At 69.3% G+C, this 21314-nt stretch carries 14 protein-coding genes; 8 read left to right on the top strand and 6 right to left on the bottom strand.

The window, feature by feature from the left end:
• The first annotated feature begins 388 nt into the window (after window positions 1–388).
• Entirely contained in the window at window positions 389–6682 is a 6294-nt protein-coding gene (locus ACGFNV_RS18610; protein WP_393623721.1) for an RHS repeat-associated core domain-containing protein, read from the top strand.
• Window positions 6679–7227 carry a hypothetical protein gene (locus ACGFNV_RS18605; protein ID WP_393623719.1) on the top strand — a complete coding sequence of 183 codons (549 nt, stop codon included), beginning with the start codon at window positions 6679–6681 and terminating at the stop codon, window positions 7225–7227. The genes ACGFNV_RS18610 and ACGFNV_RS18605 overlap by 4 nt, the downstream gene beginning before the upstream one ends.
• 58 nt (window positions 7228–7285) lie before the next feature.
• Here the strand turns inward: ACGFNV_RS18605 and ACGFNV_RS18600 are convergent, their stop codons facing one another.
• Together ACGFNV_RS18600 and acnA are read right to left on the bottom strand one after the other, a co-directional pair.
• The gene (locus tag ACGFNV_RS18600; RefSeq protein WP_393623717.1) at window positions 7286–8377 is read right to left on the bottom strand and encodes a lytic polysaccharide monooxygenase; all 1092 of its coding nucleotides are present in this window, start codon (window positions 8375–8377) and stop codon (window positions 7286–7288) included.
• Window positions 8378–8625: 248 nt separating this feature from the next.
• Window positions 8626–11343 carry an aconitate hydratase AcnA gene (gene acnA, locus ACGFNV_RS18595; RefSeq protein WP_393624066.1) on the bottom strand — a complete coding sequence of 906 codons (2718 nt, stop codon included), beginning with the start codon at window positions 11341–11343 and terminating at the stop codon, window positions 8626–8628.
• A gap of 280 nt (window positions 11344–11623) precedes the next feature.
• Between acnA and ACGFNV_RS18590 the strand changes: the two genes are divergently transcribed.
• Window positions 11624–11821 (top strand): DUF4236 domain-containing protein, encoded by a 198-nt coding sequence (locus ACGFNV_RS18590; RefSeq protein WP_393623715.1) that lies wholly within the window; start codon window positions 11624–11626, stop codon window positions 11819–11821.
• Between the two features lie 64 nt (window positions 11822–11885).
• Window positions 11886–13415 (top strand): helix-turn-helix domain-containing protein, encoded by a 1530-nt coding sequence (locus ACGFNV_RS18585; protein ID WP_393623713.1) that lies wholly within the window; start codon window positions 11886–11888, stop codon window positions 13413–13415.
• Between the two features lie 74 nt (window positions 13416–13489).
• Here ACGFNV_RS18585 and ACGFNV_RS18580 read toward each other — a convergent pair whose 3' ends face one another.
• The 4 genes from ACGFNV_RS18580 to ACGFNV_RS18565 all read right to left on the bottom strand — a co-directional run bounded on the left by ACGFNV_RS18580 (window position 13490) and on the right by ACGFNV_RS18565 (window position 17816).
• Complete coding sequence (locus ACGFNV_RS18580) at window positions 13490–14299, bottom strand: ABC transporter ATP-binding protein (RefSeq protein WP_393623711.1); 810 nt, start codon at window positions 14297–14299, stop codon at window positions 13490–13492.
• Between the two features lie 4 nt (window positions 14300–14303).
• Complete coding sequence (locus ACGFNV_RS18575) at window positions 14304–15269, bottom strand: FecCD family ABC transporter permease (RefSeq protein WP_393623710.1); 966 nt, start codon at window positions 15267–15269, stop codon at window positions 14304–14306.
• A gap of 56 nt (window positions 15270–15325) precedes the next feature.
• On the bottom strand, window positions 15326–16366 hold the full coding sequence (locus ACGFNV_RS18570) for an ABC transporter substrate-binding protein (protein WP_393623708.1): 1041 nt from the start codon (window positions 16364–16366) through the stop codon (window positions 15326–15328).
• A gap of 328 nt (window positions 16367–16694) precedes the next feature.
• Window positions 16695–17816, bottom strand: a complete 1122-nt coding sequence (locus ACGFNV_RS18565; protein WP_393623707.1) for a diaminopropionate ammonia-lyase — start codon at window positions 17814–17816, stop codon at window positions 16695–16697.
• Window positions 17817–17932: 116 nt separating this feature from the next.
• Here ACGFNV_RS18565 and ACGFNV_RS18560 point away from each other — a divergent pair, with 116 nt between their 5' ends.
• The 4 genes from ACGFNV_RS18560 (at window position 17933) to ACGFNV_RS18545 (ending at window position 21303) form a co-directional block, all read left to right on the top strand.
• Window positions 17933–18856: a LysR substrate-binding domain-containing protein gene (locus ACGFNV_RS18560; protein WP_393623705.1), complete on the top strand. Its 924-nt coding sequence runs from the start codon at window positions 17933–17935 to the stop codon at window positions 18854–18856.
• Window positions 18857–19058: 202 nt separating this feature from the next.
• Window positions 19059–19916: a LysR family transcriptional regulator gene (locus ACGFNV_RS18555; protein ID WP_393623703.1), complete on the top strand. Its 858-nt coding sequence runs from the start codon at window positions 19059–19061 to the stop codon at window positions 19914–19916.
• Between the two features lie 140 nt (window positions 19917–20056).
• Window positions 20057–20860, top strand: coding sequence for an MBL fold metallo-hydrolase (locus ACGFNV_RS18550; RefSeq protein WP_393623702.1), 804 nt, complete (start codon window positions 20057–20059; stop codon window positions 20858–20860).
• Window positions 20861–20898: 38 nt separating this feature from the next.
• Window positions 20899–21303 carry a tautomerase family protein gene (locus tag ACGFNV_RS18545; RefSeq protein ID WP_393623700.1) on the top strand — a complete coding sequence of 135 codons (405 nt, stop codon included), beginning with the start codon at window positions 20899–20901 and terminating at the stop codon, window positions 21301–21303.
• The last annotated feature ends 11 nt before the right edge of the window (window positions 21304–21314 follow it).

Raw genomic sequence — 21314 nt, 5'->3', positions numbered from 1 at the left:
CCGCCGCTGAAGAGATCGGCGCGCGGTGATCCCCATTGTCACGAGTGAGAATCTTTAGCGCCCAATAGGCGTCTTTGAGGGGATTCATTCAAACTTATTCATAAATCCTCTAAAGGTTCAACCAGCAACAACTTGGGTTCCTCTTGGCGATGTCACCTGCCTTATTCATTGACTGCTCATCAGTTGATGGACCGTCACTCGAAGATGAGCCCGATCCCGACTCATTGAATACTCACGGTGATCAACTCGCCGGGGCTGTCAAGCCTCCTTTCGGTCAGCTGTGTTGCCGAGGCCTGGGCCTTGAACAGGCGAATGCCATGCTCGCGGTCACATGTGTGTGATCTGTGAACAGTCAGTGGTGAGCTGACGTCGGCAAAAGGAGTGCGCGATGCGGTTGCGCATGTTCAACAGCAGACTGAGACGTCTGCCTGGTGGCGGGGGGACAGCGCTGGTGGTCACCGGTGCTCTGCTCTCGACCTTCCTCGGTACGGTGGTCGCCGGCCCGGCGGTCGCTGCCCCGGCCAAGGCCAGGGCGAAGGCCGTGAGCGCCCGTCCCGACGCGGTGGCGGCGATGATGGCCGCACGGACGCAGCACTCGCGGGTGGAAGTGCTGGCTGACCGGACGGACGCCTCGCAGACGTTCGCCAACCCGGACGGATCGTTCAGCTATTCGGTCTCGGCGCAGCCGCGCCGGGTGAAGCGTGGCCGTTCGTGGCAGTCGTTGGACGCCACCTTGACCTGGAGCGACGCGCACACCGTGGTCCCCGCTCGCTCCGAGTCGCCCCTGGTGCTGTCGGGCGGCGGCAGCGGTCCCCTGGCCACGATGACGGTCGACGGCCGGAAATTGTCGATCAGTTGGCCGACGCCACTGCCGAAGCCCAGGATTTCCGGTGCGACGGCCACGTATGCCGATGTCCTCCCCAGCGGTGTGGATCTCGAGGTCACGGCCACGCCCGCGGGTGGCGTGGAAGAGACACTGATCGTCAAGAACGCGAAGGCCGCCGCCGACCCGGCGCTGGCGAACCTGACCCTGGCGACGGCCACCAGCGGCAGAACGAAGCTCTCGGCCGACGCGGGCGGCAACCTGACGTTCAAGGACAGCCACGGGCGAGCGCTGATCACCTCCCCGGCACCGGTCATGTGGGACTCCAGCACGACCGCGCCGACCACGCCGGTGCACGGGGGAACGCGTGCGGCAGCCCCCGAGTCCACCTCGGCTTCCTCCAAGGTTTCGTCCAGCATCCGAGGTCCGGGCGCGCGGGCGCGCGTGGCGCGGGTGCGCGTGGGGCTGGCCGGGCACCGGCTGGCACTGACGCCGGACCGGGCGTTGCTGAGGGGCAGGACGACGACCTATCCGGTGTTCATCGATCCGGCGTACGTTCCCCATCCGGCGTCCGGGTCGACCTTGCAGTATGACGAGGTCCAGCAGGCGTATCCGACCGTGTCCAACTACGACGCGGCTCCCGGCAGCGGCCTGGCGGTGGGTTACCAGGGTTTCTCGTCCCCGACGGGCATCGAGCGGACGTTCTACAACCTGAGCATCCCCTCGGCGATCTACGGCGCGCACATCGTCTCGGCCAAGCTGAACACCACCGTCACCTACGCGGCGGCGTCCGGTTCCAACTCCACGACCGTCGGAGCGTTCTCCACCGGGTCCATCAGCTCCTCGACCACGTGGAACACCCAGCCGGCGAAGGCGACCGGGGCGTCCAACCCGAACTACCCGAGCGCGAACGGTTCGGCGACGTTCACCACGACGAGCTCCAGCCCGAACCTGCCGGTCTCCTTCAATGTGACCTCCGGCATGCAGTACATCGCGAACATCGATCTCAACCACTGGACGCTGGGCCTGTACAACGCGACCGAGACCAACGACGTCGACCTTGTCCGGTTCGCCGCCAACCCCACGTTCTCCATCACCTACAACAACCCGCCGGCCACGCCGTCCAGCCTGTCGATATCACCGTCGAACGCGGTCGGCTCCACGACATACACCTCGACCGGCACTCCGACCCTCTCGTCCTCGGCCACCGACGCCAACAGTGACACGGTGCAACTGGACTACCAGATCCTGTCCGGCACGACGGTAAAGGCGTCCGGGAACACCGCGTTCGTCACCGCCGGCACCGCCGCCACCTGGAAGCCGACGACTGCCCTGGCCGACGGCGCCTACACCTGGCAAGTACGCGCCTACGACGGCGCGGACTACTCGGCCTGGACCACCGCCAAGTCGTTCACGATCGACACCATCACACCGCCCGCGCCCAGCATCTCCTGCCCGGGCTACCCGGCCGGCACCTGGACCGCAGCGGTCAGCGGCGGTGTCACCTGCACGCTGACCGACACGGCCACCGACACCTACGCCTACACCTGGGGTCTCGACAACGACCCCGGAAACTGGGTCACCGGCACGTCGCCCACCATCACCATCACCCCCTCCGCCGGGTTCCACACGCTGTGGGCGCGTGACCACAACAACGCCAACACCGCGGGGCCGGCGGGCAATTACTCCTTCGGCGTCGGATCAGCCGGCATGACGGCGCCCGACGACCAGGCCACCACCTCCACCACCTTCCCCCTCAAGGCCACGGCGCCACCGGGCTCGACGAAGGTGACCTTCCAGTACCGCAAGGGAACGTCCGGCGCCTTCACCACCATCCCCGCCGGTGACGTCACGAACGGCTCCTCGTCGGTCACTTGGCCGGTGAACGTGACCGCCGGCTCCAGTGATGTCCAGTCGCCCGCGCTGACATGGAACGTCACGCGCACGCTCAACGACGACGGACTGCTCCAGACAGAGGCGGTCTTCACCGACTCCTCCGGCAACAACCCGGCCACCACACCGCCGGTCAACGTCACCCTCGACCGCGTCGGTACCGGAGCCGATTTCGGCACCACCGAAGTTGGCCCCGTCACCATCGGCCTGCAGTCGGGCAACGCGTCCATCACCGCGAGCGATGTCGCCATCGCGAGCTTCGGCAGTGGCCTGGGCGTCACCCGCACGTTCAACTCGCTGGCGCCCGCGGCTTCGTCCGTCTTCGGTCCCGGCTGGACCACCAGCCTCCCCGTGGCGGGCACCAGTGCGACGTGGTCCTCCATCACCAGCTCCACCAGCTACGCCACCCTCACCGGCGCCGACGGTTCCAAACTGACCTTCGCCACCATCGGCACCGACGGCAACGGTCTCACCACCTACAGCGCGCAGGGGCCGGCCGTCACCGCGGGCCTCACCCTCACCAAGAAGTCCGGCGCCTTCACCCTCGCCGACACCACCGGCGTCGTGACCACCTTCACCACCCCGGCGGGAGGCGCCCCAGGCACCTACCTGCCCGCCGTGGTCACGCAGGCCGGCGGTGACAACACCGGTTACGTCTACGACGCCGTCAGCTCGGACAGCGCCTACGGCAAGCCGATCCTGGTCGTCGCCCCGGACGCCGACGCCCCCGTCGGCACCTCCCCCACCTCCTCCTGCCCGAACCCGCCGGCCGCCGCCACCTGGGACGCCGGATGCCGGGCGCTGAAGCTGTCGTACGACGCGACCACGGGCAACGTCTCGGAGATCGACTTCGTCAGCTCCGACGGCAGCACCCTGACCCAGACCCCCGTCGCCGACTACACCTACGACTCCACCGGCCGGCTGAAGTACGAGTGGGACCCGCGCGTCAGCACCCCGCTGAAGTCGATGTACCTGTACGACGAGGCCGCGTCGGACTCGGACTACGGCCGTATCACCGCCGTCTATCCCGCCCAGGACCGGGGCCAGCCGAGCAACGTCCTCCAACCGTGGACACTGGCATACGACTACACGCCCGGTGACGCCGATTTCGGCAAGGTCGTCTCGGTGACCCGCACCCACGACGCGGCCCACGGCAGTGGCACCGCGAAGAACGTCATCGCCTACAGCGTCCCGCTGACCACCGCCGCCGGCGGCCCCCTCGACATGGATCCGGCCACCACCGCCACGTGGGGGCAGCAGGACACCCCGGTCTCCGCCGTCGCGATCTTCCCGCCGGACCACGCCCCCACCTCCAGCCCGCCCTCGGACTGGACGTACGCGCAGATCCTGTACTACGACGCCAGTGGCCGCCAGGTCAACGAAGCCGGCTACGACAACGGCTGGAACGTCAGCACCACCGAGTACGACCAGTACGGCAACGACATCCGTGAGCTGAGCGCGGGCAACAGAGCCACCGCCCTCGCCGCCGGCTCCACGTCGGCAGCCGTCGCCGGCCAGCTCGACACCGAGTCCCGCTACACCGCCGACGGATCGGAACTCCTCGACACCTACGGCCCGGCCCACCAGGCGATGGCCGCCGGCACCCTGCAGACCGTACGGACCCACACCCACGACGTCTACGACCAGGACGCCCCCAATGGCGACAAGGACGCCAACGGCAACCCCTACCAGCTCAAGACCAGCGAGACGGTGACGGCCGGTCTCGGCGCCGGCGCGCCCGGCTCCTCCGACGTCGACGCCCGCACCACTCAGTACCTCTACAGCAACGGCACGGACACCACCGGCTGGACCCTGCGCACTCCGCTGCAGACCGTCACCGACCCCGGAACCGGCCACCTCGGCATCACCAGCACCACCGTCTACAACGAGAACAGCTCCCTCTACGGAGGAGAGTTCCTTCCCGTCGAAACCCGCCTGCCCGGCAACACCAGCGGTGGCGGCGCCGGCACCACCCGTACCGTCTACTACACCGCGGGCAGCAACAGCGCCGACTCGGACTGCGGCGGCAAACCCGCCTGGGCCGACCTGGTCTGCAAGACCGAACCCGCCGCCCAGCCGAACACGTCCGGCCTTGCGAGCCTTCCGGTCACCACCTACACCTACAACGTCTACCTGCAGCCACTGACCAGGACCGAGACGTACACCGCGGCCGACGGCACCGGTGCCACCCGCACCACGACCACCACCTACGACGCGGCCGGGCGTACGACGCGCAGCACCGTTTCCACGACCGGACCCGGTATGGGATCCGCGGTGGCTCCGGCCAAGACCGTCTACAGCTCCACGACGGGCCTGCCCATCGATCTGCAGAGCCTGGACGCCTCGGGGAACGCGACGGCGGATCTGGCAACCTCCTACGACGACTTCGGCGACCCGAGCAGTTACGCGGACGCCAACGGAAGGGTCACCGACTACACCTACGACCTGGCGGAACGCGTCGTCAGCCGGAGCGACGGCAGTGACACCACGACGTACGGCTACAACGGCGGGACCGTGCACGACGGCAGTCTCACCAGCGAGACGGACGCACATGCCGGGACCTTCGGCGCCGGTTACGACCCGGACGGCAACCTCGTCACCGAGACCTACCCCGGCGGCACCACGGCGACCTACACGTTCGACGCGACGGGGACAGCGACCTCATTGGCCTACACGAACAGCGACTGGGCCGGTGCGCTGACGGATTCCGTCCAGACCAACGACGCCGGGGACTGGACCAACCGCACGGAGCTGTCCACCACCAAGACCTACAGCTACGACGCTGCGGACCGGCTGTCCGCCGTGGCCGACACTCAGTCCGGCCAGTGCACCACCCGTGCCTACGGCTACGACGCCGACTCCAACCGCACGAACCTGACGACGAGCGCCCCCAACCCGGACGGCACGTGTCAGACCAGTACCAGCACCACCGAGAACCACACGTACGACGCGGCTGACCGGATCACCGACGCGGGCTTCACGTACGACACACTCGGTGACATCACGACCACCCCGTCCGTCGACGCCGGCGGCTCCGGCGCCCTGACAGCCGGCTTCTACGCCAACGGAATGCTCGCGAGCCAGGCACAGGCCGGCGGCACCAGCAGCTGGACACTGGACCCGACGGGCACCCGCGCCTCCACCACCACTGTCGCGAGCAGCGGCATCACCTTCACCAACGACTACGCCAACCAGTCCGACAAGCCGGATCTGATCACCGCGTCCAACGGCGCTTGGTCGCGGAACGTGCTGGGGCCGAACGACCACCTGGCCGCCACCGTCACCGCGTCGGGTGTGTCGCTGCAGCTGATGGATCTGCACGGCGACCTCATGGCCACGGAGGATGTCGCGAGCGACTCCGTCACTTCCACGTCCACGTACACCGAGTTCGGGCTGGTGGAAGCAGGCCCGACGGCCTCGTACGGATGGACGGCGGGCGCCCAGCGGGAGGGCACGGGCCAAGCCGGGCAGATCCTCATGGGCGTGCGGGGCTACAACCCCTACCTGGGCCGCTTCGACCAACGCGACCCCGTTCCCGGCGGCAGCGCCAATGCCTACGATTTCGCCTACCAGAACCCCGTCGGCAACAGCGACGTCTCCGGGGCCTTCACTTTCCCCCACGGCCACGTCACGTGCGGGTACGCCACCTGCACCTTCTACCTGAGCCACTGGGGAAGCAACCATCTGTACAACCTGATGGCGGACTGGGGCTGGACCACCGCAGCCGTGAGCGCGGCGGTCGGCGCCCTGCTGGGGCTGGTCATGTGTGAGGGGAGCGCGTACTGCGCGTGGGCCATCGGCACCTACTTCGGCGTCATGGCCGCACTCATCATCGACGCGGCGGACCGTGCCCACAACCACCACATCTGCTTCGCGATGAAAACCACGTTCCCCACGTGGACCACGATCGGGTACATGTTCGTCCCCCTCTATCCCGAAGCGGTGGGAGGAAGAAATTGCTGGTGACCCGGGAAGACGAGGGAGCCGGGAGCATCGTGATGATCGCGATCGCCATGCTGGCCGCGCAGTTCACGTTCCTCTTCCTCTGCCTGACTGTCCTTCTGTTCCTGGAAGGGGTGTTCTTCTATTCCGTTCCCCAGGCCGGAGCACACGCTCTTCAGAGGGCTCCCGTCGTGGCCGCCGCGATCTCGGCGGTGGTCACCGGGGCGCACTTCGTGCGGGTCCACCGGACGCGGCGGATCTCAGCGGCCTCGCTGCGGTCGGTCCACCGCGTCACGCTCCGCTCGGACCGCAGTGATCAGGCCTTGGAGTCCATCCGGTCCCTGCCGGGCGTCAGAGGGGTGACGCCCTACCGCCCGGGCACCTGGGACATCGACATGGGTACCGGTGTTCGCTGGTTCGCGCGCGTCACCGTGAGCGTCGCCGCGGAATCGATCACCGTCGAGACCGCACCACGGCATCCACTGCTCTTCCCGGGCCGCCCGCCCCGGATGCAGAAGATCACTGCACTGATCTCCGGCATCCAGAGCGACCTGTCCCCCAGCGACTGAGTGGATCCGTTCGCCCTTGAGCCGCAGACGGCTCAAGGGCGAACGACCGCGCGCCGGTTCAGCCGACCCGGCAGGGCAGGGTCGTGGCGGTATCACCGCCGGATCCCGTGACCACGTACCCGAAGGTCGCGCTCCTGCCTGGATCCAACGACCCGTTCCAGCCGGCGTTGTGGACCATCACGTCCTGGCCCGTGTAGGTCGCGCTGCCGTTCCACAGGCTGTCGACCTTCTGGCCGCCGGGCAGCGTCCAGTTGACCATCCAGCCGAGCATCGGGACGTTGCCCGTGTTGGTGACGGTCACCTCGGACTGATAGCCACCGCTCCAACTGCCGGTGGTCCTGCGGGTCGCGGTGCAGGCGCCGGGCGGAGGCTCGGTCGGGGGGTTGCCCGGGTCGTGGATCCCGGTCACCTCGCCGTTGCCGCCGTCGAAGACTACGTCGGAGCAGGAGTAGAACGTCTCCTGGCTGTCGGAGCGCTGCCACACCATGTAGATGATGTGGCGCCCCGACTTGTTGGCGGGCAGCTTGCCGCTCCAGGAGTAGTTCGCCTCGACCGTGCCGGGGCTGCCGTTGAGCGGTGGGTGGTCGACGCTCAGGAAGGGCTGGGCCTCCATGTCGTTCCAGGTGAGCGTCTTGGTCGGGTCGAAGCCGTCCTTGGTGACGTAGACGTAGAACCAACCCGGGTGCGCCGCCCAGGCGTTGTACGAGAAGTCGACGGTCTTGCCCGCGGTGAGGTGGGTGAGCGGCCACTCGCTGCTGGGCTTGTTGAATCCGGTGAAGTTGGGGTTGCCGCCGCTGCACAGCTCCCCGTCCGGCACGAAGCCGCGGGTGCGGCCGGCGCCGTCCGAGCGCAGCACGGAGAACCAGTTGTAGAACGGCGTGGTCCCGCTGACCTGTTGCGCCGCCTTGCACGCCTGGTTGATCGGCTTGATCTCACCGGTGTCGGTGAGGGCGTCCTGCCAGCACAGGAAGGTGCGGCTGCCCGGCTTCATCGGGGTGCCGTGGGCCTCCGCCTTGCCGCCCGCCGTGACGATCAGACCCAGGGCCGGGATCGTGGTGAGCAGGGCGAGCAGGACGAGGAACAGGGCACCGCGGGAGCTGCGACGCGGTAATCGTGGGGTTCCGGGAGGAGCGGTTGTGGATCTTGTCATAGGCATGACAGAGTCACGTCCCTTCGCTCGGCGGTCGGGAGGAACGTTGCGCATGGGGGGTTGCACATGGGGATGGCGGGGAGGTGGGGGCGCCTGTGCCGACGGGTTCCGGTCCACCGGTATGGGAGCGCTCCCACCTCACCCTGTTGGGCAAAGTAGCGCCGGAAGCTCCAGTTGTAAACGCCTGACGCACGACGAAGGGCCGCGCCCCCTCGGGGAGCGCGGCCCTGACCGCCGTACCGGATCCCTTACTTGCGGATCAGGCTGCGCAGCACGTACTGCATGATGCCGCCGTTGCGGTAGTAGTCGGCCTCGCCGGGGGTGTCGATGCGGACGACCGCGTCGAACTCGACGCCCGTGTCGGTGGTGACCTTCACCGTGCGCGGGGTGGTGCCGTTGTTCAGCTCCTCGACGCCGGTGAAGGAGAAGGTCTCCTCGCCGGTCAGGCCGAGCGTCGCGGCGGACTGGCCCTCGGGGAACTGGAGCGGCAGGACGCCCATGCCGATGAGGTTGGAGCGGTGGATGCGCTCGTAGGACTCGGCGATGACGGCCTTGACGCCGAGGAGCGCGGTGCCCTTGGCGGCCCAGTCGCGGGACGAGCCGGAGCCGTACTCCTTGCCCGCGAGCACGACGAGCGGGATGCCCTGCTCGATGTAGTTGCGGGAGGCGTCGTAGATGAAGCTCACCGGGCCGTCGGCCTGGGTGAAGTCGCGGGTGTAGCCGCCCTCGGTGCCCGGCGCGATCTGGTTGCGCAGGCGGATGTTGGCGAACGTACCGCGGATCATGACCTCGTGGTTGCCTCGGCGGGAGCCGTAGGAGTTGAAGTCACGACGCTCCACACCGTGCTCGGTGAGGTACTTGCCGGCCGGGGTGTCGGCCTTGATCGCACCGGCCGGGGAGATGTGGTCGGTGGTGACCGAGTCGCCCAGCTTGGCGAGCACGCGCGCACCGGCGATGTCGCTGACCGGGGACGGCTCGTGGGCCATGCCCTCGAAGTACGGGGGCTTGCGGACGTACGTCGACTCCGCGTCCCACTCGAAGGTGTTGCCGGTCGGGATCGGCAGCGCCTGCCACTGGGCGTCGCCCGCGAAGACGTCCTGGTAGGACTTGTTGAACATGTCCTCGCCGATGGCGTTCGCCACGACGTCGTTGACCTCGGCCTCGGAGGGCCAGATGTCCTTGAGGAAGACCGGGTTGCCGTCCTGGTCGGTGCCCAGGGCGTCCTTGGTGATGTCCACCTTCATCGAACCGGCGATGGCGTACGCGACGACCAGCGGCGGGGACGCCAGGTAGTTCATCTTGACGTCGGGGTTGATACGGCCCTCGAAGTTCCGGTTGCCGGACAGGACCGAGGTGACCGCGAGGTCGTGGTCGTTGACGGCCTTGGAGACCTCCTCCGGCAGCGGGCCGGAGTTGCCGATGCAGGTGGTGCAGCCGTAGCCGACGAGGTTGAAGCCGACCTTGTCGAGGTACGGGGTCAGGCCCGCCTTGTCGAAGTAGTCGGTGACGACCTTCGACCCCGGGGCGAGGGTGGTCTTGACCCACGGCTTGCGGGTCAGGCCCTTCTCCACGGCCTTCTTCGCGACGAGCGCGGCGGCGACCATGACGTACGGGTTCGAGGTGTTGGTGCAGGAGGTGATCGCGGCGACCGTCACGGCACCGTGGTCGATCTCGTAGGTCGAGCCGTCGGGGGCGGTCACGGTGACCGGCTTGGACGGGGCGCCGTTCGGGATCGAGGAGGGGGCGTCGGAGCTCGGGAAGGACTCCTTGCTGGCCTCGTACTCGTCGTTGACGTAGGCGCGGACGTCCTGCTTGAACTGCTCGGCGGCGTTCGCGAGGACGATACGGTCCTGCGGGCGCTTCGGGCCGGCGATGGAGGGGACGACCGTGGACAGGTCGAGCTCGAGCTTCTCGGAGAAGTCCGGCTCGGCCTTCGGGTCCAGCCAGAGGCCCTGCTCCTTGGCGTACGCCTCGACGAGCGCGAGCTGCTGCTCGGAGCGGCCGGTGAGCTTGAGGTACTTGATGGTCTCGTCGTCGATCGGGAAGATCGCGGCGGTCGAGCCGAACTCCGGCGACATGTTGCCGATGGTGGCGCGGTTGGCGAGGGAGGTGGCGGCGACACCCTCGCCGTAGAACTCGACGAACTTGCCGACGACACCGTGCTTGCGCAGCATCTCGGTGATGGTCAGCACGAGGTCGGTGGCGGTGGTGCCCGGCTTCAGCTCACCGGTCAGCTTGAAGCCGACGACGCGCGGGATGAGCATGGAGACCGGCTGGCCGAGCATCGCGGCCTCGGCCTCGATGCCGCCGACGCCCCAGCCCAGCACACCGAGGCCGTTGACCATGGTGGTGTGCGAGTCGGTGCCGACCAGGGTGTCCGGGTACGCCTGGCCATTGCGGACCATGACCGTGCGGGCCAGGTGCTCGATGTTCACCTGGTGCACGATGCCGGTGCCGGGGGGCACGACCTTGAACTCGTCGAAGGCGGTCTGGCCCCAGCGCAGGAACTGGTAGCGCTCCCGGTTGCGGCCGTACTCCAGCTCCACGTTCTGGGAGAAGGCCTCGTGCGTGCCGAACTTGTCCGCGATGACGGAGTGGTCGATGACCAGCTCGGCCGGGGCCAGCGGGTTGATCTTCGCCGGGTCGCCGCCGAGCTCCTTGACGGCCTCACGCATGGTGGCGAGGTCGACCACACAGGGAACGCCGGTGAAGTCCTGCATGATCACGCGGGCCGGCGTGAACTGGATCTCCTGGCTGGGCTGGGCCTGCGAGTCCCAGTTGCCGAGGGCGCGGATGTGGTCGGCGGTGATGTTCGCGCCGTCCTCCGTGCGGAGCAGGTTCTCCAGCAGGACCTTGAGGCTGTAAGGGAGTCGGGCCGAGCCCTCCACCTTGTCCAGGCGGAAGATCTCGTACGACTCGTCGCCCACCTGCAGCGTGCTGCGGGCGTCGAAGCTGTTCGCCGACACGACGGTCTCCTTCATTGATGTGCGCGTACCACCGCATCCTGCCGCCACGCGGGCCTGGCCGATCCGCTAAGGTAAGGCTAAGTTAGGTAACCCTTACCGCTCCGGCGGCTGTGGTGCGCCTCGGCAGATATCTCGATGTCGAGATAACTCTAGTACATGGGCGCGGGCTGGTCATGCCCGGACCCCCGCCTCCCGTCGGCGGGGCGGGCCCATCAATGCGTCAAGTGGGGGTAACCGACCAGGGAGGGCACGTACGCCGAGCTCTTCGAAGGGAGGAACGATGCCCCTCACGTTCCGCAAGAGTTTCCGGATCCTTCCCGGGGTGCGCCTGAACATCAACAAGCGCTCCTGGTCCATCACCACCGGCGGAAAAAACGGACCGCGTCACACCCGCAGCAGCACCGGACGTCGTACGACATCGATGGATCTGCCCGGACCTTTCGGGTGGCGCCGCACGCGGAGCACCAGGGAGCATTGACGCCCTGTCACCCGAATGGACCCCCCAAGAGGCGCCATCTCATATCTGAGATAACCTCAGCCTCATGGCAGACGACTACCTCGTACGCATCGGCAAGCTCATCCGTGACGCACGGCAACACCGTGGCTGGACACAGGCCCAACTCGCGGAGGCGCTCGGAACCAGCCAGAGTGCCGTCAACCGCATCGAGCGCGGCAACCAGAACATCAGCCTTGAGATGATCGCCCGCATCGGTGAGGCCCTGGACAGCGAGATCGTCTCCCTCGGCTACGCGGGACCGATGCATCTGCGGGTCGTCGGCGGCCGTCGGCTCTCCGGCGCCATCGACGTCAAGACGAGCAAGAACGCCTGCGTGGCCCTGCTGTGCGCCTCGCTGCTCAACAAGGGGCGCACAGTGCTGCGCAGGGTCGCCCGCATCGAGGAGGTCTACCGCCTGCTGGAGGTCCTCGGCTCGATCGGTGTCCGCGCCCGCTGGATCAACGGGGGCGTCGACCTGGAGATCGTGCCGCCGGCCGAACCGGACATGGCGGCGATCGACGCGGAGGCGGCCGTGCGCACACGGTCCATCATCATGTTCCTCGGCCCGCTGCTGCACCGCATGGACCGCTTCAAGCTGCCCTACGCCGGTGGCTGCGACCTCGGCACCCGGACCATCGAGCCGCACATGATCGCGCTGCGCCGGTTCGGCCTGGAGGTGGCCGCCACCGAGGGCCAGTACCACGCCACGGTGGACCGCTCCGTGCGCCCGGACCGCCCGATCGTCCTGACCGAGCGCGGCGACACGGTCACCGAGAACGCGCTGCTGGCCGCCGCCCGGCACGACGGTGTGACGATCATCCGCAACGCCTCCTCCAACTACATGGTGCAGGATCTGTGCTTCTTCCTGGAGGCGCTCGGCGTCCGGGTCGAGGGCATCGGCACCACCACCCTCACCGTGCACGGTGTGCCCGACATCGACGTCGACGTGGACTACTCCCCCTCCGAGGACCCGGTCGAGGCGATGAGCCTGGTGGCCGCGGCCCTCGTCACCGAGTCGGAGCTGACCGTACGCCGGGTGCCGATCGAGTTCCTGGAGATCGAGCTCGCCGTGCTCGAGGAGATGGGGCTCGACCACGACCGCACGCCCGAGTACTTCGCCGACAACGGCCGCACGCGCCTGGTGGACCTCACCGTCCGGCCCTCCAAGCTGGAGGCCCCGATCGACAAGATCCACCCCATGCCGTTCCCCGGCCTGAACATCGACAACGTCCCGTTCTTCGCGGCGATCGCGGCCGCCGCGTCCGGCAAGACCCTCATCCACGACTGGGTCTACGACAACCGCGCGATCTACCTGACCGACCTCAACCGCCTCGGCGGACGCCTGCAACTCCTCGACCCCCACCGCGTCCTCGTCGAGGGCCCCACCCGCTGGCGCGCCGCCGAGATGATGTGCCCGCCCGCCCTGCGCCCCGCCGTCGTCGTCCTGCTGGCGATGATGGCCGCCGAGGGCACGTCCGTCCTGCGCAACGTCTACGTCATCAACCGCGGCTACGAGGACCTCGCGGAGCGGCTGAACACGATCGGGGCGCAGATCGAGATCTTCCGGGACATCTGAACGAAAGCCGCAAGGTACGCGAGCCGGGGCCGGGCGGGAAGGTCCCACGCGCGGCGCACGCGCAGTGCGTCGTGTCAGCGGCCCGCCCCCGGCACGTGGAGGGCGTCCCCGTCCGCGAGGGGCTGGGCCGCGTACGTGATCCGGACGACGCCGTCGGCGTGCCGTTCGGTGTGGGCGCGGACGCCGAAGACGTCGGCGAGGATCCGCGGCGTCAGTACCTCGAGGACCGGTCCCGCCGCCACCACGGTTCCCTCGTGCAGGACGACCAGTCGGTCGCAGAGGCGGGCGGCGAGGTCGAGGTCGTGCAGGACGGCGAGGGTGGTGACGCCGGTGGCCCGGATCAGGTCGAGGAGTTCGAACCGGGCCCGGATGTCCAGGTGGTTGGTGAGTTCGTCCAGGACCAGCAGCTGCGGATCCTGGGCCAACGCGCGGGCCAGCAGGACACGTTGGCGTTCGCCGCCGGACAGCGAGGCGTAGTCGCGGTCCGCGAGGGGCCGTACGCCGCAGCGGTCGACGGCGTCGGCCACGGCCCGGTGGTCCTCGGCTCCGTCGCGGCCCAGCAGGCCGTGGTGGGGAGCGCGGCCGAGGGCGACGATCTCGGTGACGGTCAGCCCGGTGGTGTTGCCGCCCGCGTCCTGGAGGACGGCGGCGGTACGGCGGGCCGCGGCGCGGGGGGACAGCGCCCACACGTCGTCCTCGCCGACCCTGACGGCCCCGTCCGCCGGACGCAGCGAGCGATAGACCGCGCGCAACAGGGTGGACTTGCCACTGCCGTTCGGGCCGACGAGGCCGACGATGTCGCCCTTGTGGGCCTGAAGGCTCACGTCGCGCAGGATCGCGGTCCGGTCCAGGGTGATGCGGATCTGGTCGACGGTCAGTTTCACGAGATCAGTCCAGACCCTTGTTGCGGCGCAGCAGCCACAGGAAGAACGGGGCGCCGAGGAGCGCGGTGAGGATGCCCAGCGGCAGTTCGTTGGGGCGGTCGAGGGTGCGGGAGAGCAGGTCGACGAGAACCAGGTAGACGGCACCCAGCAGAGCGGTCAGGGGCAGCAGACGACGGTGGTCGGCGCCAGTGGTCAGACGTACCAGGTGCGGGATCATCAGGCCGACGAAGCCGATGCTGCCGGCGACGGCGATGACCGTGCCGGTCAGCAGCGCGCTGAGCACCAGCAGCACAGCCCTCAGCCGGTTGACGTCGACACCGAGCGCGGTGGCGGACTCGTCGCCGGCCAGCAGCACGTTGAGGCGCCGGCCGAACAGGGACAACAGGGCGGTCGTGACGAGCACGACCACGGTGACCGTGGGGAGTTGGTCCCACTGGGCGCCGGCGACGCTGCCCAGCATCCAGAACATCACCGTCCGCAACTCGGTCGGCGTCGCCTGGAGTTGCACGTAGCTGGTGGCCGAGAGGAAGACGTAGCCGACGGCGACACCCGCCAGCACCAGCCGGGTCGGGGACAGCCGTCCGCGCCGCTGCCCGAGCGCGAACACGAGGGCACCGGCGACGACCGCCCCGAGGAAGGCCGCCGCCGACACCCCGAGCCCGGCGAGTGCCGCGCCCCCGCCCAGGGTGATGACGAGGACCGCGCCGAGCGTGGCGCCGTAGGAGAAACCGAGGACGATGGGGTCGGCGAGCGGGTTGGACACCACCGTCTGGAGCACCGCCCCGGACACCGCCAGGCCCGCGCCGACCAGGGCCGCCAGGACCACCCGCGGGGTGCGGAAGTTCCAGACGATCTGGTCGACGGCGGGATCGGAGGGCGCCGTCCCGGCGCCGGTGACGTGATGCAGGACGATCCTCCACACGTCACCGACCGGGACGCCGACGGCACCGATGCTGATCGCCACGATCATGGTGGCGACCAGCGCGACGGGCAGGAGCGTGAATGCCAGGGGGACCCTGAGCCGGCTCAGAACGCCGCCGGGTGCAGCAGCCTGGCGATCTTCTCCACGGCCAGGTCGTTGCTCGGGCCGAGGTACATCGAGTCGGACAGCGTCACGTACGTGTTGTTCTTGGCGGCCGGCCACTGGGGGAACTCCTCGAGCAGTTTCTTGGCGTACGCCGCCGGGTTCGGGTCGTTGTAGCTGATGACGACGACGGCGTCGACGTCGGTGGCGGCCACCTTCTCCTTGCTCAGGTCGGCGAAGGTGGCCTTGGTGGTGTCCGAGAAGGCGTTGGTGCCGCCGGCCTTGGCGAGGATGTCGTTGACGATGCCGTTGGCGAGGACGGAGCTGAAGTCGTTGCTGCCCATGGACATGTTGGAGAAGAGCACCATGACCTCGGGCTTCTTCTCCCCCGTGACCTTCTCGGAGACCGCCGCGATGTTCTTCTCGGAGGCGGCGATCAGCTTCTCGGCCCGGTCACTGACGTTGAAGATCTTTCCCATGTCGCGCAGCAGCTGGTAGCTGTCGGCGACGGTCATCCGGGAAGGGTCGTCGTCGCAGCCCTTCGGGGAGACGTAGCTGTGGGCGCCGACCTGCCCCAGTTGGTCGCGGGTGGCGAAGCCGTTCTTCTCGTCGAAGCCGTACGTGGTGACGGACAGGACGAGGTCGGGGCGCAGGCCGAGCATCGCCTCGCGTGGGATGTCGTAGGCCTCGTTGAGCTTGACGCTCCCGGTGGGGAGCTTCTTGATGGCGGCGGCCCGGCCGGGCACCTCGGACATGCCGTAGCTCTGCTGGTTGGCGACGATCTTGCCCTGGAGGCCGAGGGCGAGGAGGGTGGAGACCTCGGCGACGGAGGCTCCGTTCATGACGACGACCCGGCTGGGGGCCTTCTTGAAAGTCTCCGTCCGTCCACAGTTGTCGAGGGTCACCGGGTAGCCGGTCTTGGAGGCCGCGGCCTCGGTCGTGCTGTCGCTCGCGCTGTCGTCGGACGAGGAGGCACCGCATGCCGTCGTGAGCAGACAGAGGGCTGCGGCCAGGGCGGTGACGACCGGCCGGTTCATCGACATGCGGGCTCCTTGTGTACGGACCTACGGGCTGCCCTCACCGGGCTGAGGGGCTTCTGCGCTCACCGGGGTGAAAGGCTCGTGTTGCAGTAGTCGGGGCGAACTGGCCCTGAGTTCCCGGCAGTTGCCGACTGCTTTCCGAGCGTCGCCGGAACTGGCGGTGTTCGCGGTCAGTGCTGGTCGGCCAGGCGCAGGAGGGTATGGCGTGGGTGCGAGCCGGCGTGTGGCGAAAGGCCCGTCGTCCGCCCGCAGGGCAGGCGGGACTTTCGCCGCACGCCCCCAAGCCGGCCGCGACCCCGGTCACGGCCGGCGCACCCCGGCGCTGCGACCTTCAGTGAGCGGTGGTGGAGTGCGGGTTGGCGGCCGTGCCCTCGGTGCTCAGCAGCACGACCACTGAGGCCGGCCCGAGCCCCAGTGCCCTACGGCGTTCCTCGGCTCCCTCGCCGGTGAGTGCCGCGCGGAGACCGGCGAGTGCCGCGGCCCCGCAGGGGCCCGAGGAGACGCCGAGGGCCGCGAGGCGGGCGGCCGCGCGGACGCTGTCGGTGTCCCGGACGGCGACCGCTGCGTCGAGCCCGCCGCTCAGGTAGGGCCAGGCGATGCTGGACGGGGTGCCGCAGTTCAGCCCCGCCATGCTGGTTTCGCCGGTGGTGACGCTGACGGGTGCACCGAGGACGAGGCTTTCCAGGACGCAGGCCGCGGCCTCCGGCTCCACGGACAGCAGCGCCGGAGCGTGCCCGGAGGGGCGACTGCGGTAGTGGGTGACCACGGCCTGGGCCAAGGACCCCACGCCCACGGGTACGGCGACGAGGTCCGGTCCTTCGACGACCCCTCCGGCCGCCAGTTGTTCGTCGGTCTCGGCGCAGAGGGTGGAGTAACCCTCGACGATCCACCCCGGGATCTGCTCATAGCCCGGCCAGGCGGTGTCCTGGACCAGGACCGCGTCCGGCGCGGCAGCCGCCTCGGCCGCCAGACGTACGGCCTCGTCGTACGGCCCCAAGACCTCGGTGACCTTCGCCTGTTCGGCGGCGATGGCCGCCACGGCCTGCGGATGCACGCCCCGGGGAACGAAGACGTGGGCGTGCTGCCCGAGCAGGCGGGCCATGCGGGCCACGGCGCGGCCGTGGTTGCCGTCGGTGGCGGTCACCAGGGTGACCGGGACCGGCCCTGAGCCGTTCGTGGCCCGCTCGGCGAGGGTGCGGTGGACCGCCCAGGACGCGCCCAGCGCCTTGAACGCGGGCAGCCCGAGGCGCCACGACTCGTCCTTGACGAAGACCCGGCCGACCCGCAACTCGGATGCCAGCGCGGGAAGTTCGGTCAGTGGAGTGGGTAAGTGGCCGGGCAGCGCGGTGTGGAAGTCGCGCACTTCGGCAGGGGCGGGTGCGCACCGCCAGGCGCGGGCGCCGGGCCGCGCAAGCCACGGCAGCGTACGAGGGGAAGAGGAGGTCTCAGACACACGATTCAGGGTGCGCCCCCTCGTACAATCGGTCCAGCGAATGTTTCCGACCGATACTCATCGGAGAAAGCGACCATTGAGGGTCGCTCCGAGGTGGTGAGGGGAGCGGGCCGCCCATGTTCGATCTGCACCGGCTGCGCCTGCTGCGCGAACTCAAGCACCGCGGCACCCTGGCAGCCGTCGCCGCCGCCCTGTCCTACGCCCCCTCGTCCGTCTCCCAGCAACTCTCCCAGCTGGAAGCCGAAGTGGGCGTCCCGCTGCTGGAACCGGTCGGGCGGCGAGTGCGGCTGACCGAGCAGGCCGAGATCCTCGTCGCCCACACCGAGGTGGTCCTCGAACGCCTGGAGCGCGCGGAGGCGGACATCGCCGCCTCCCTGACCGACCTGACCGGCACCCTGCGCATCGCCTCGTTCCAGACGGCCGCCCTGGCCCTCGTCCCGACCGCGCTCGGCCTGCTGCGTGACCAGCACCCGCACCTGCGCGTCCACGTCACGCAGTTGGAACCGGAGAAGGCCCTTCCCGCCCTGCAGGCCCGCGACTTCGACCTCGTCCTCGCCGAGGAGTACCCCGACAACCCCAACCCGCGACCCGCCGAACTCGAACAGGAAGACCTGCTCGACGACCCCCTGCACCTCGCCCTGCCGAAAGCGGCGGGCACGTCGGCCGCCGACGGCCCGACGGCGGTCCTGCGCTCACTCGCCGACCACCCCTGGGTGATGGAGCCCGAAGGCACCGCCGCCCGGCACTGGGCCATGACCCTGTGCCGCAACGCCGGCTTCGAACCCGACGTGCGGTTCGAGACCACCGACCTCCTGCTCCACCAGCGCCTCGTCGAGCAACATCACGCCGCGGCCTTCCTGCCCGGCCTCGTCCGGAGCGGACAACCCTCCACCGTCACCCTGCGGCCGCTCCCCCGCGGCCAGCGCGCTCGCCGCGTCTTCACCGTCGTACGCGACGGCCGCGGTCGGCACCCCGCCATCCGGGCGTGCCGGGACGCCCTCCTTCGGGCGGTCGCCCTCCGCTCCGACCAGGGTCTGTGAGGGGCGTGGCGGCGCGGTTCCCCCTGATCAGCGCGGGCCATCTTCAGAGCCGCCTTCCGCGGCGCACCGATGCGCGGCAGGCATGGAAACGGCCCCCGCTCCCCACCAGCCGCATCTCCCGCCGGGCAGCGCGCGTGAACCTGTGAAACACCGATTAAGCTGCCGCTATGCACGGCAGGCATGGATGCCGGAAAGGGACGCGATGAGCGTGGACGTCGAACTCCGTCACCTGCGGGCCTTCGCGTCCGTGGCCCACCACCGCTCGTTCTCCCGTGCCGCCGAGGAACTGCTGATCACGCAGCCGGCGCTGAGCCGTACGATCGCGCAGCTGGAGGGCAACCTGAGCGTCCGCCTGCTCGACCGCTCGTCACGGCACGTCGAACTCACCGACACCGGCGCGGAGTTCCTCGTCCACGTCGAGCGGGTCCTCGCGACGCTGGACCAGGCCCTCGCCGTCGTGAGCCACCGCGTCACCCTCCGGCTCGGCTTCAGCTGGCTGCTGCCCGATCCCTGGACGCAGCAGACCGTCAGCCGCTTCGAGGAGCGCACGGGAGCCACGGTCGCCCTGACCCGGTCCGACGACCCCCTTCAGGCGTTGCGTCAGCGCACGCTCGACATCGCGGTGGTCCGGGGCGAGGTCGACGCGCCCAGAGGGGCGCGCGTCCTGCATCTGTTCGACGAGCCGCGCGTCGCCTTGTGCTCCGAGCACTCCGATCTGACCCGCCTCGCCCAGCTGGACTGGACGGACGTCCGGTACTGGCCGCTCGTGGTCAACACGGTCAGTGGCACCACCGGCCCCTGGTCGTGGCCCGCCGACCAGCGCCCGAAGCGGATCATCGAGACGTCGAACTACGACGAGTGGCTGGAGACGGTGGCCGCGGGCCGTGGCATCGGCATCGTCCCCGAGGTCGCGCGGCGCCGTACGCAACACCCCGCCGTGCGCTTCGTCCCGCTCACCAACGCGCCGCCGAGCCCGGTCAGCCTCGTCCATGTGCCCGATGCCCAGCGGACACTGATCCGCCGGTTCCTGGACGCCGCCCTGGAGACCGCGGCGGAGTGACGCCCGCCCCGGCCGGGCGGTGAACAGCATCCATGCATGCCACACATGGATGTGTCACCACAGGCATTTCACGCGGCACCCGGTCGTCCCTAGCGTCGACGTGTGAGCGAAACGTTGAGGATCATGCTGCGAGGGTCGCGATGAGCGCTGGGCTGTCCCGGCAGGAATGCGCGGTCACCGTCCTGGGCGGCCCGACGGCCGTCATCGACATCGGCGGCCTGCGCGTCGTCAGCGATCCGACCTTCGACCCGGCCGGCCCGCAGGGCCACCTCACGAAGGCGGCCGGTCCGGCCGTCGACGCGGACGCGGTCGGAGCGGTCGACCTCGTTCTCGTCAGCCACGAAGCCCATCCGGACAACCTCGACGTGCGGGGCCGCGCGTTCGCGAGGACCGCTCCGCTGATACTCACCGGCCCGGTGGCCGCCGAGCGCCTCGGCCCACCGGCCACCGGTCTGTCCCCCTGGACCACCCACGCCCTCCCCCGCCCGGACGGCGGCGGTGATCTGACCGTGCTGGCGGTCCCGGCGGTGCACGGCCCCGAGGACGGCGAGCGCGACGCGAACGGCGACGTCAACTGCGAGGTCACCGGGTTCGTGCTGTCCGGGCAGGGGCTTCCCACCGTGTACGTCAGCGGCGACAACGCCTCGATCCGCACGGTCGCGGAGATCTCCCGCCGGGTGCCGGACATCGCCGCGGCCGTCCTGCACGCGGGAGCGGCACGCGTACCGGCGAAGTTCGGCGGCCGCCCCCTGTCCCTGGACAGCCGCGGGGCCGCCGCCGCGGCCGCCGTCCTGGGCGCCCACACCGTGATTCCGGCCCACTACGACGGCTGGGCCCACTTCTCCGAGGGGTTGCCGGAGATCGAGCGGGCCTTCCACGAGGCCGGCCTCTCCTCCCTCCTCCGGGTCGCGCCCCACGGCACGTGGGTGCCGCTGGCCCCCTGACTCACCCGCACCAGAACGACAAGCAAGGAACGAACCACATGCCTTTCGTACGGATCGACCTCATCCGTGGACGCCGTCCCGAGGACATCAGGGCGATCGCCGACGCGGCGCACCGGGCGCTCGTGGACGTGCTGGAGATCCCCGAGCGGGACCGGTTCCAGGTCATCACGGAGCACGACGCGGACCACGTCATCGCCCTCGACGCCGACCTGGGCTTCGAGCGCTCGGACCGGCTGGTGATGATCCAGATCTTCACCCAGTCGGGGCGCGCCGCCGAGGTCAAGCAACGGGTCTTCCGGACCGTCGCCAAGCAGTTGGAACCGCTCGGCGTCGGCGGCGAGGACCTCTTCATCAGCTTCATGGAGAACGGCCCCCAGGACTGGTCCTTCGGCTTCGGCCGTGCCCAGTACGTCGAGGGCGACCTGGCCGTCCCCGGCCGCTGACGACGCGGCGC

The organism is Streptomyces sp. NPDC048751, from assembly GCF_043198595.1.
Lineage (GTDB): Bacteria > Actinomycetota > Actinomycetes > Streptomycetales > Streptomycetaceae > Streptomyces.
The sequence above is the reverse complement of the archived record's forward strand: the minus strand, read 5'-3'. Positions and strand labels throughout refer to the sequence as shown.

Excerpts from the sequence above, each read along its gene's own strand:
- ACGFNV_RS18610 (WP_393623721.1), top strand. The coding sequence starts at position 389 with ATGCGGTTGCGCATGTTCAACAGCAGACTGAGACGTCTGCCTGGTGGC.
- ACGFNV_RS18600 (WP_393623717.1), bottom strand. The coding sequence starts at position 8,377 with ATGACAAGATCCACAACCGCTCCTCCCGGAACCCCACGATTACCGCGT.
- ACGFNV_RS18590 (WP_393623715.1), top strand. The coding sequence starts at position 11,624 with ATGCCCCTCACGTTCCGCAAGAGTTTCCGGATCCTTCCCGGGGTGCGC.
- ACGFNV_RS18585 (WP_393623713.1), top strand. The coding sequence starts at position 11,886 with ATGGCAGACGACTACCTCGTACGCATCGGCAAGCTCATCCGTGACGCA.
- ACGFNV_RS18575 (WP_393623710.1), bottom strand. The coding sequence starts at position 15,269 with ATGATCGTGGCGATCAGCATCGGTGCCGTCGGCGTCCCGGTCGGTGAC.
- ACGFNV_RS18570 (WP_393623708.1), bottom strand. The coding sequence starts at position 16,366 with ATGTCGATGAACCGGCCGGTCGTCACCGCCCTGGCCGCAGCCCTCTGT.
- ACGFNV_RS18560 (WP_393623705.1), top strand. The coding sequence starts at position 17,933 with ATGTTCGATCTGCACCGGCTGCGCCTGCTGCGCGAACTCAAGCACCGC.
- ACGFNV_RS18555 (WP_393623703.1), top strand. The coding sequence starts at position 19,059 with ATGAGCGTGGACGTCGAACTCCGTCACCTGCGGGCCTTCGCGTCCGTG.
- ACGFNV_RS18550 (WP_393623702.1), top strand. The coding sequence starts at position 20,057 with ATGAGCGCTGGGCTGTCCCGGCAGGAATGCGCGGTCACCGTCCTGGGC.
- ACGFNV_RS18545 (WP_393623700.1), top strand. The coding sequence starts at position 20,899 with ATGCCTTTCGTACGGATCGACCTCATCCGTGGACGCCGTCCCGAGGAC.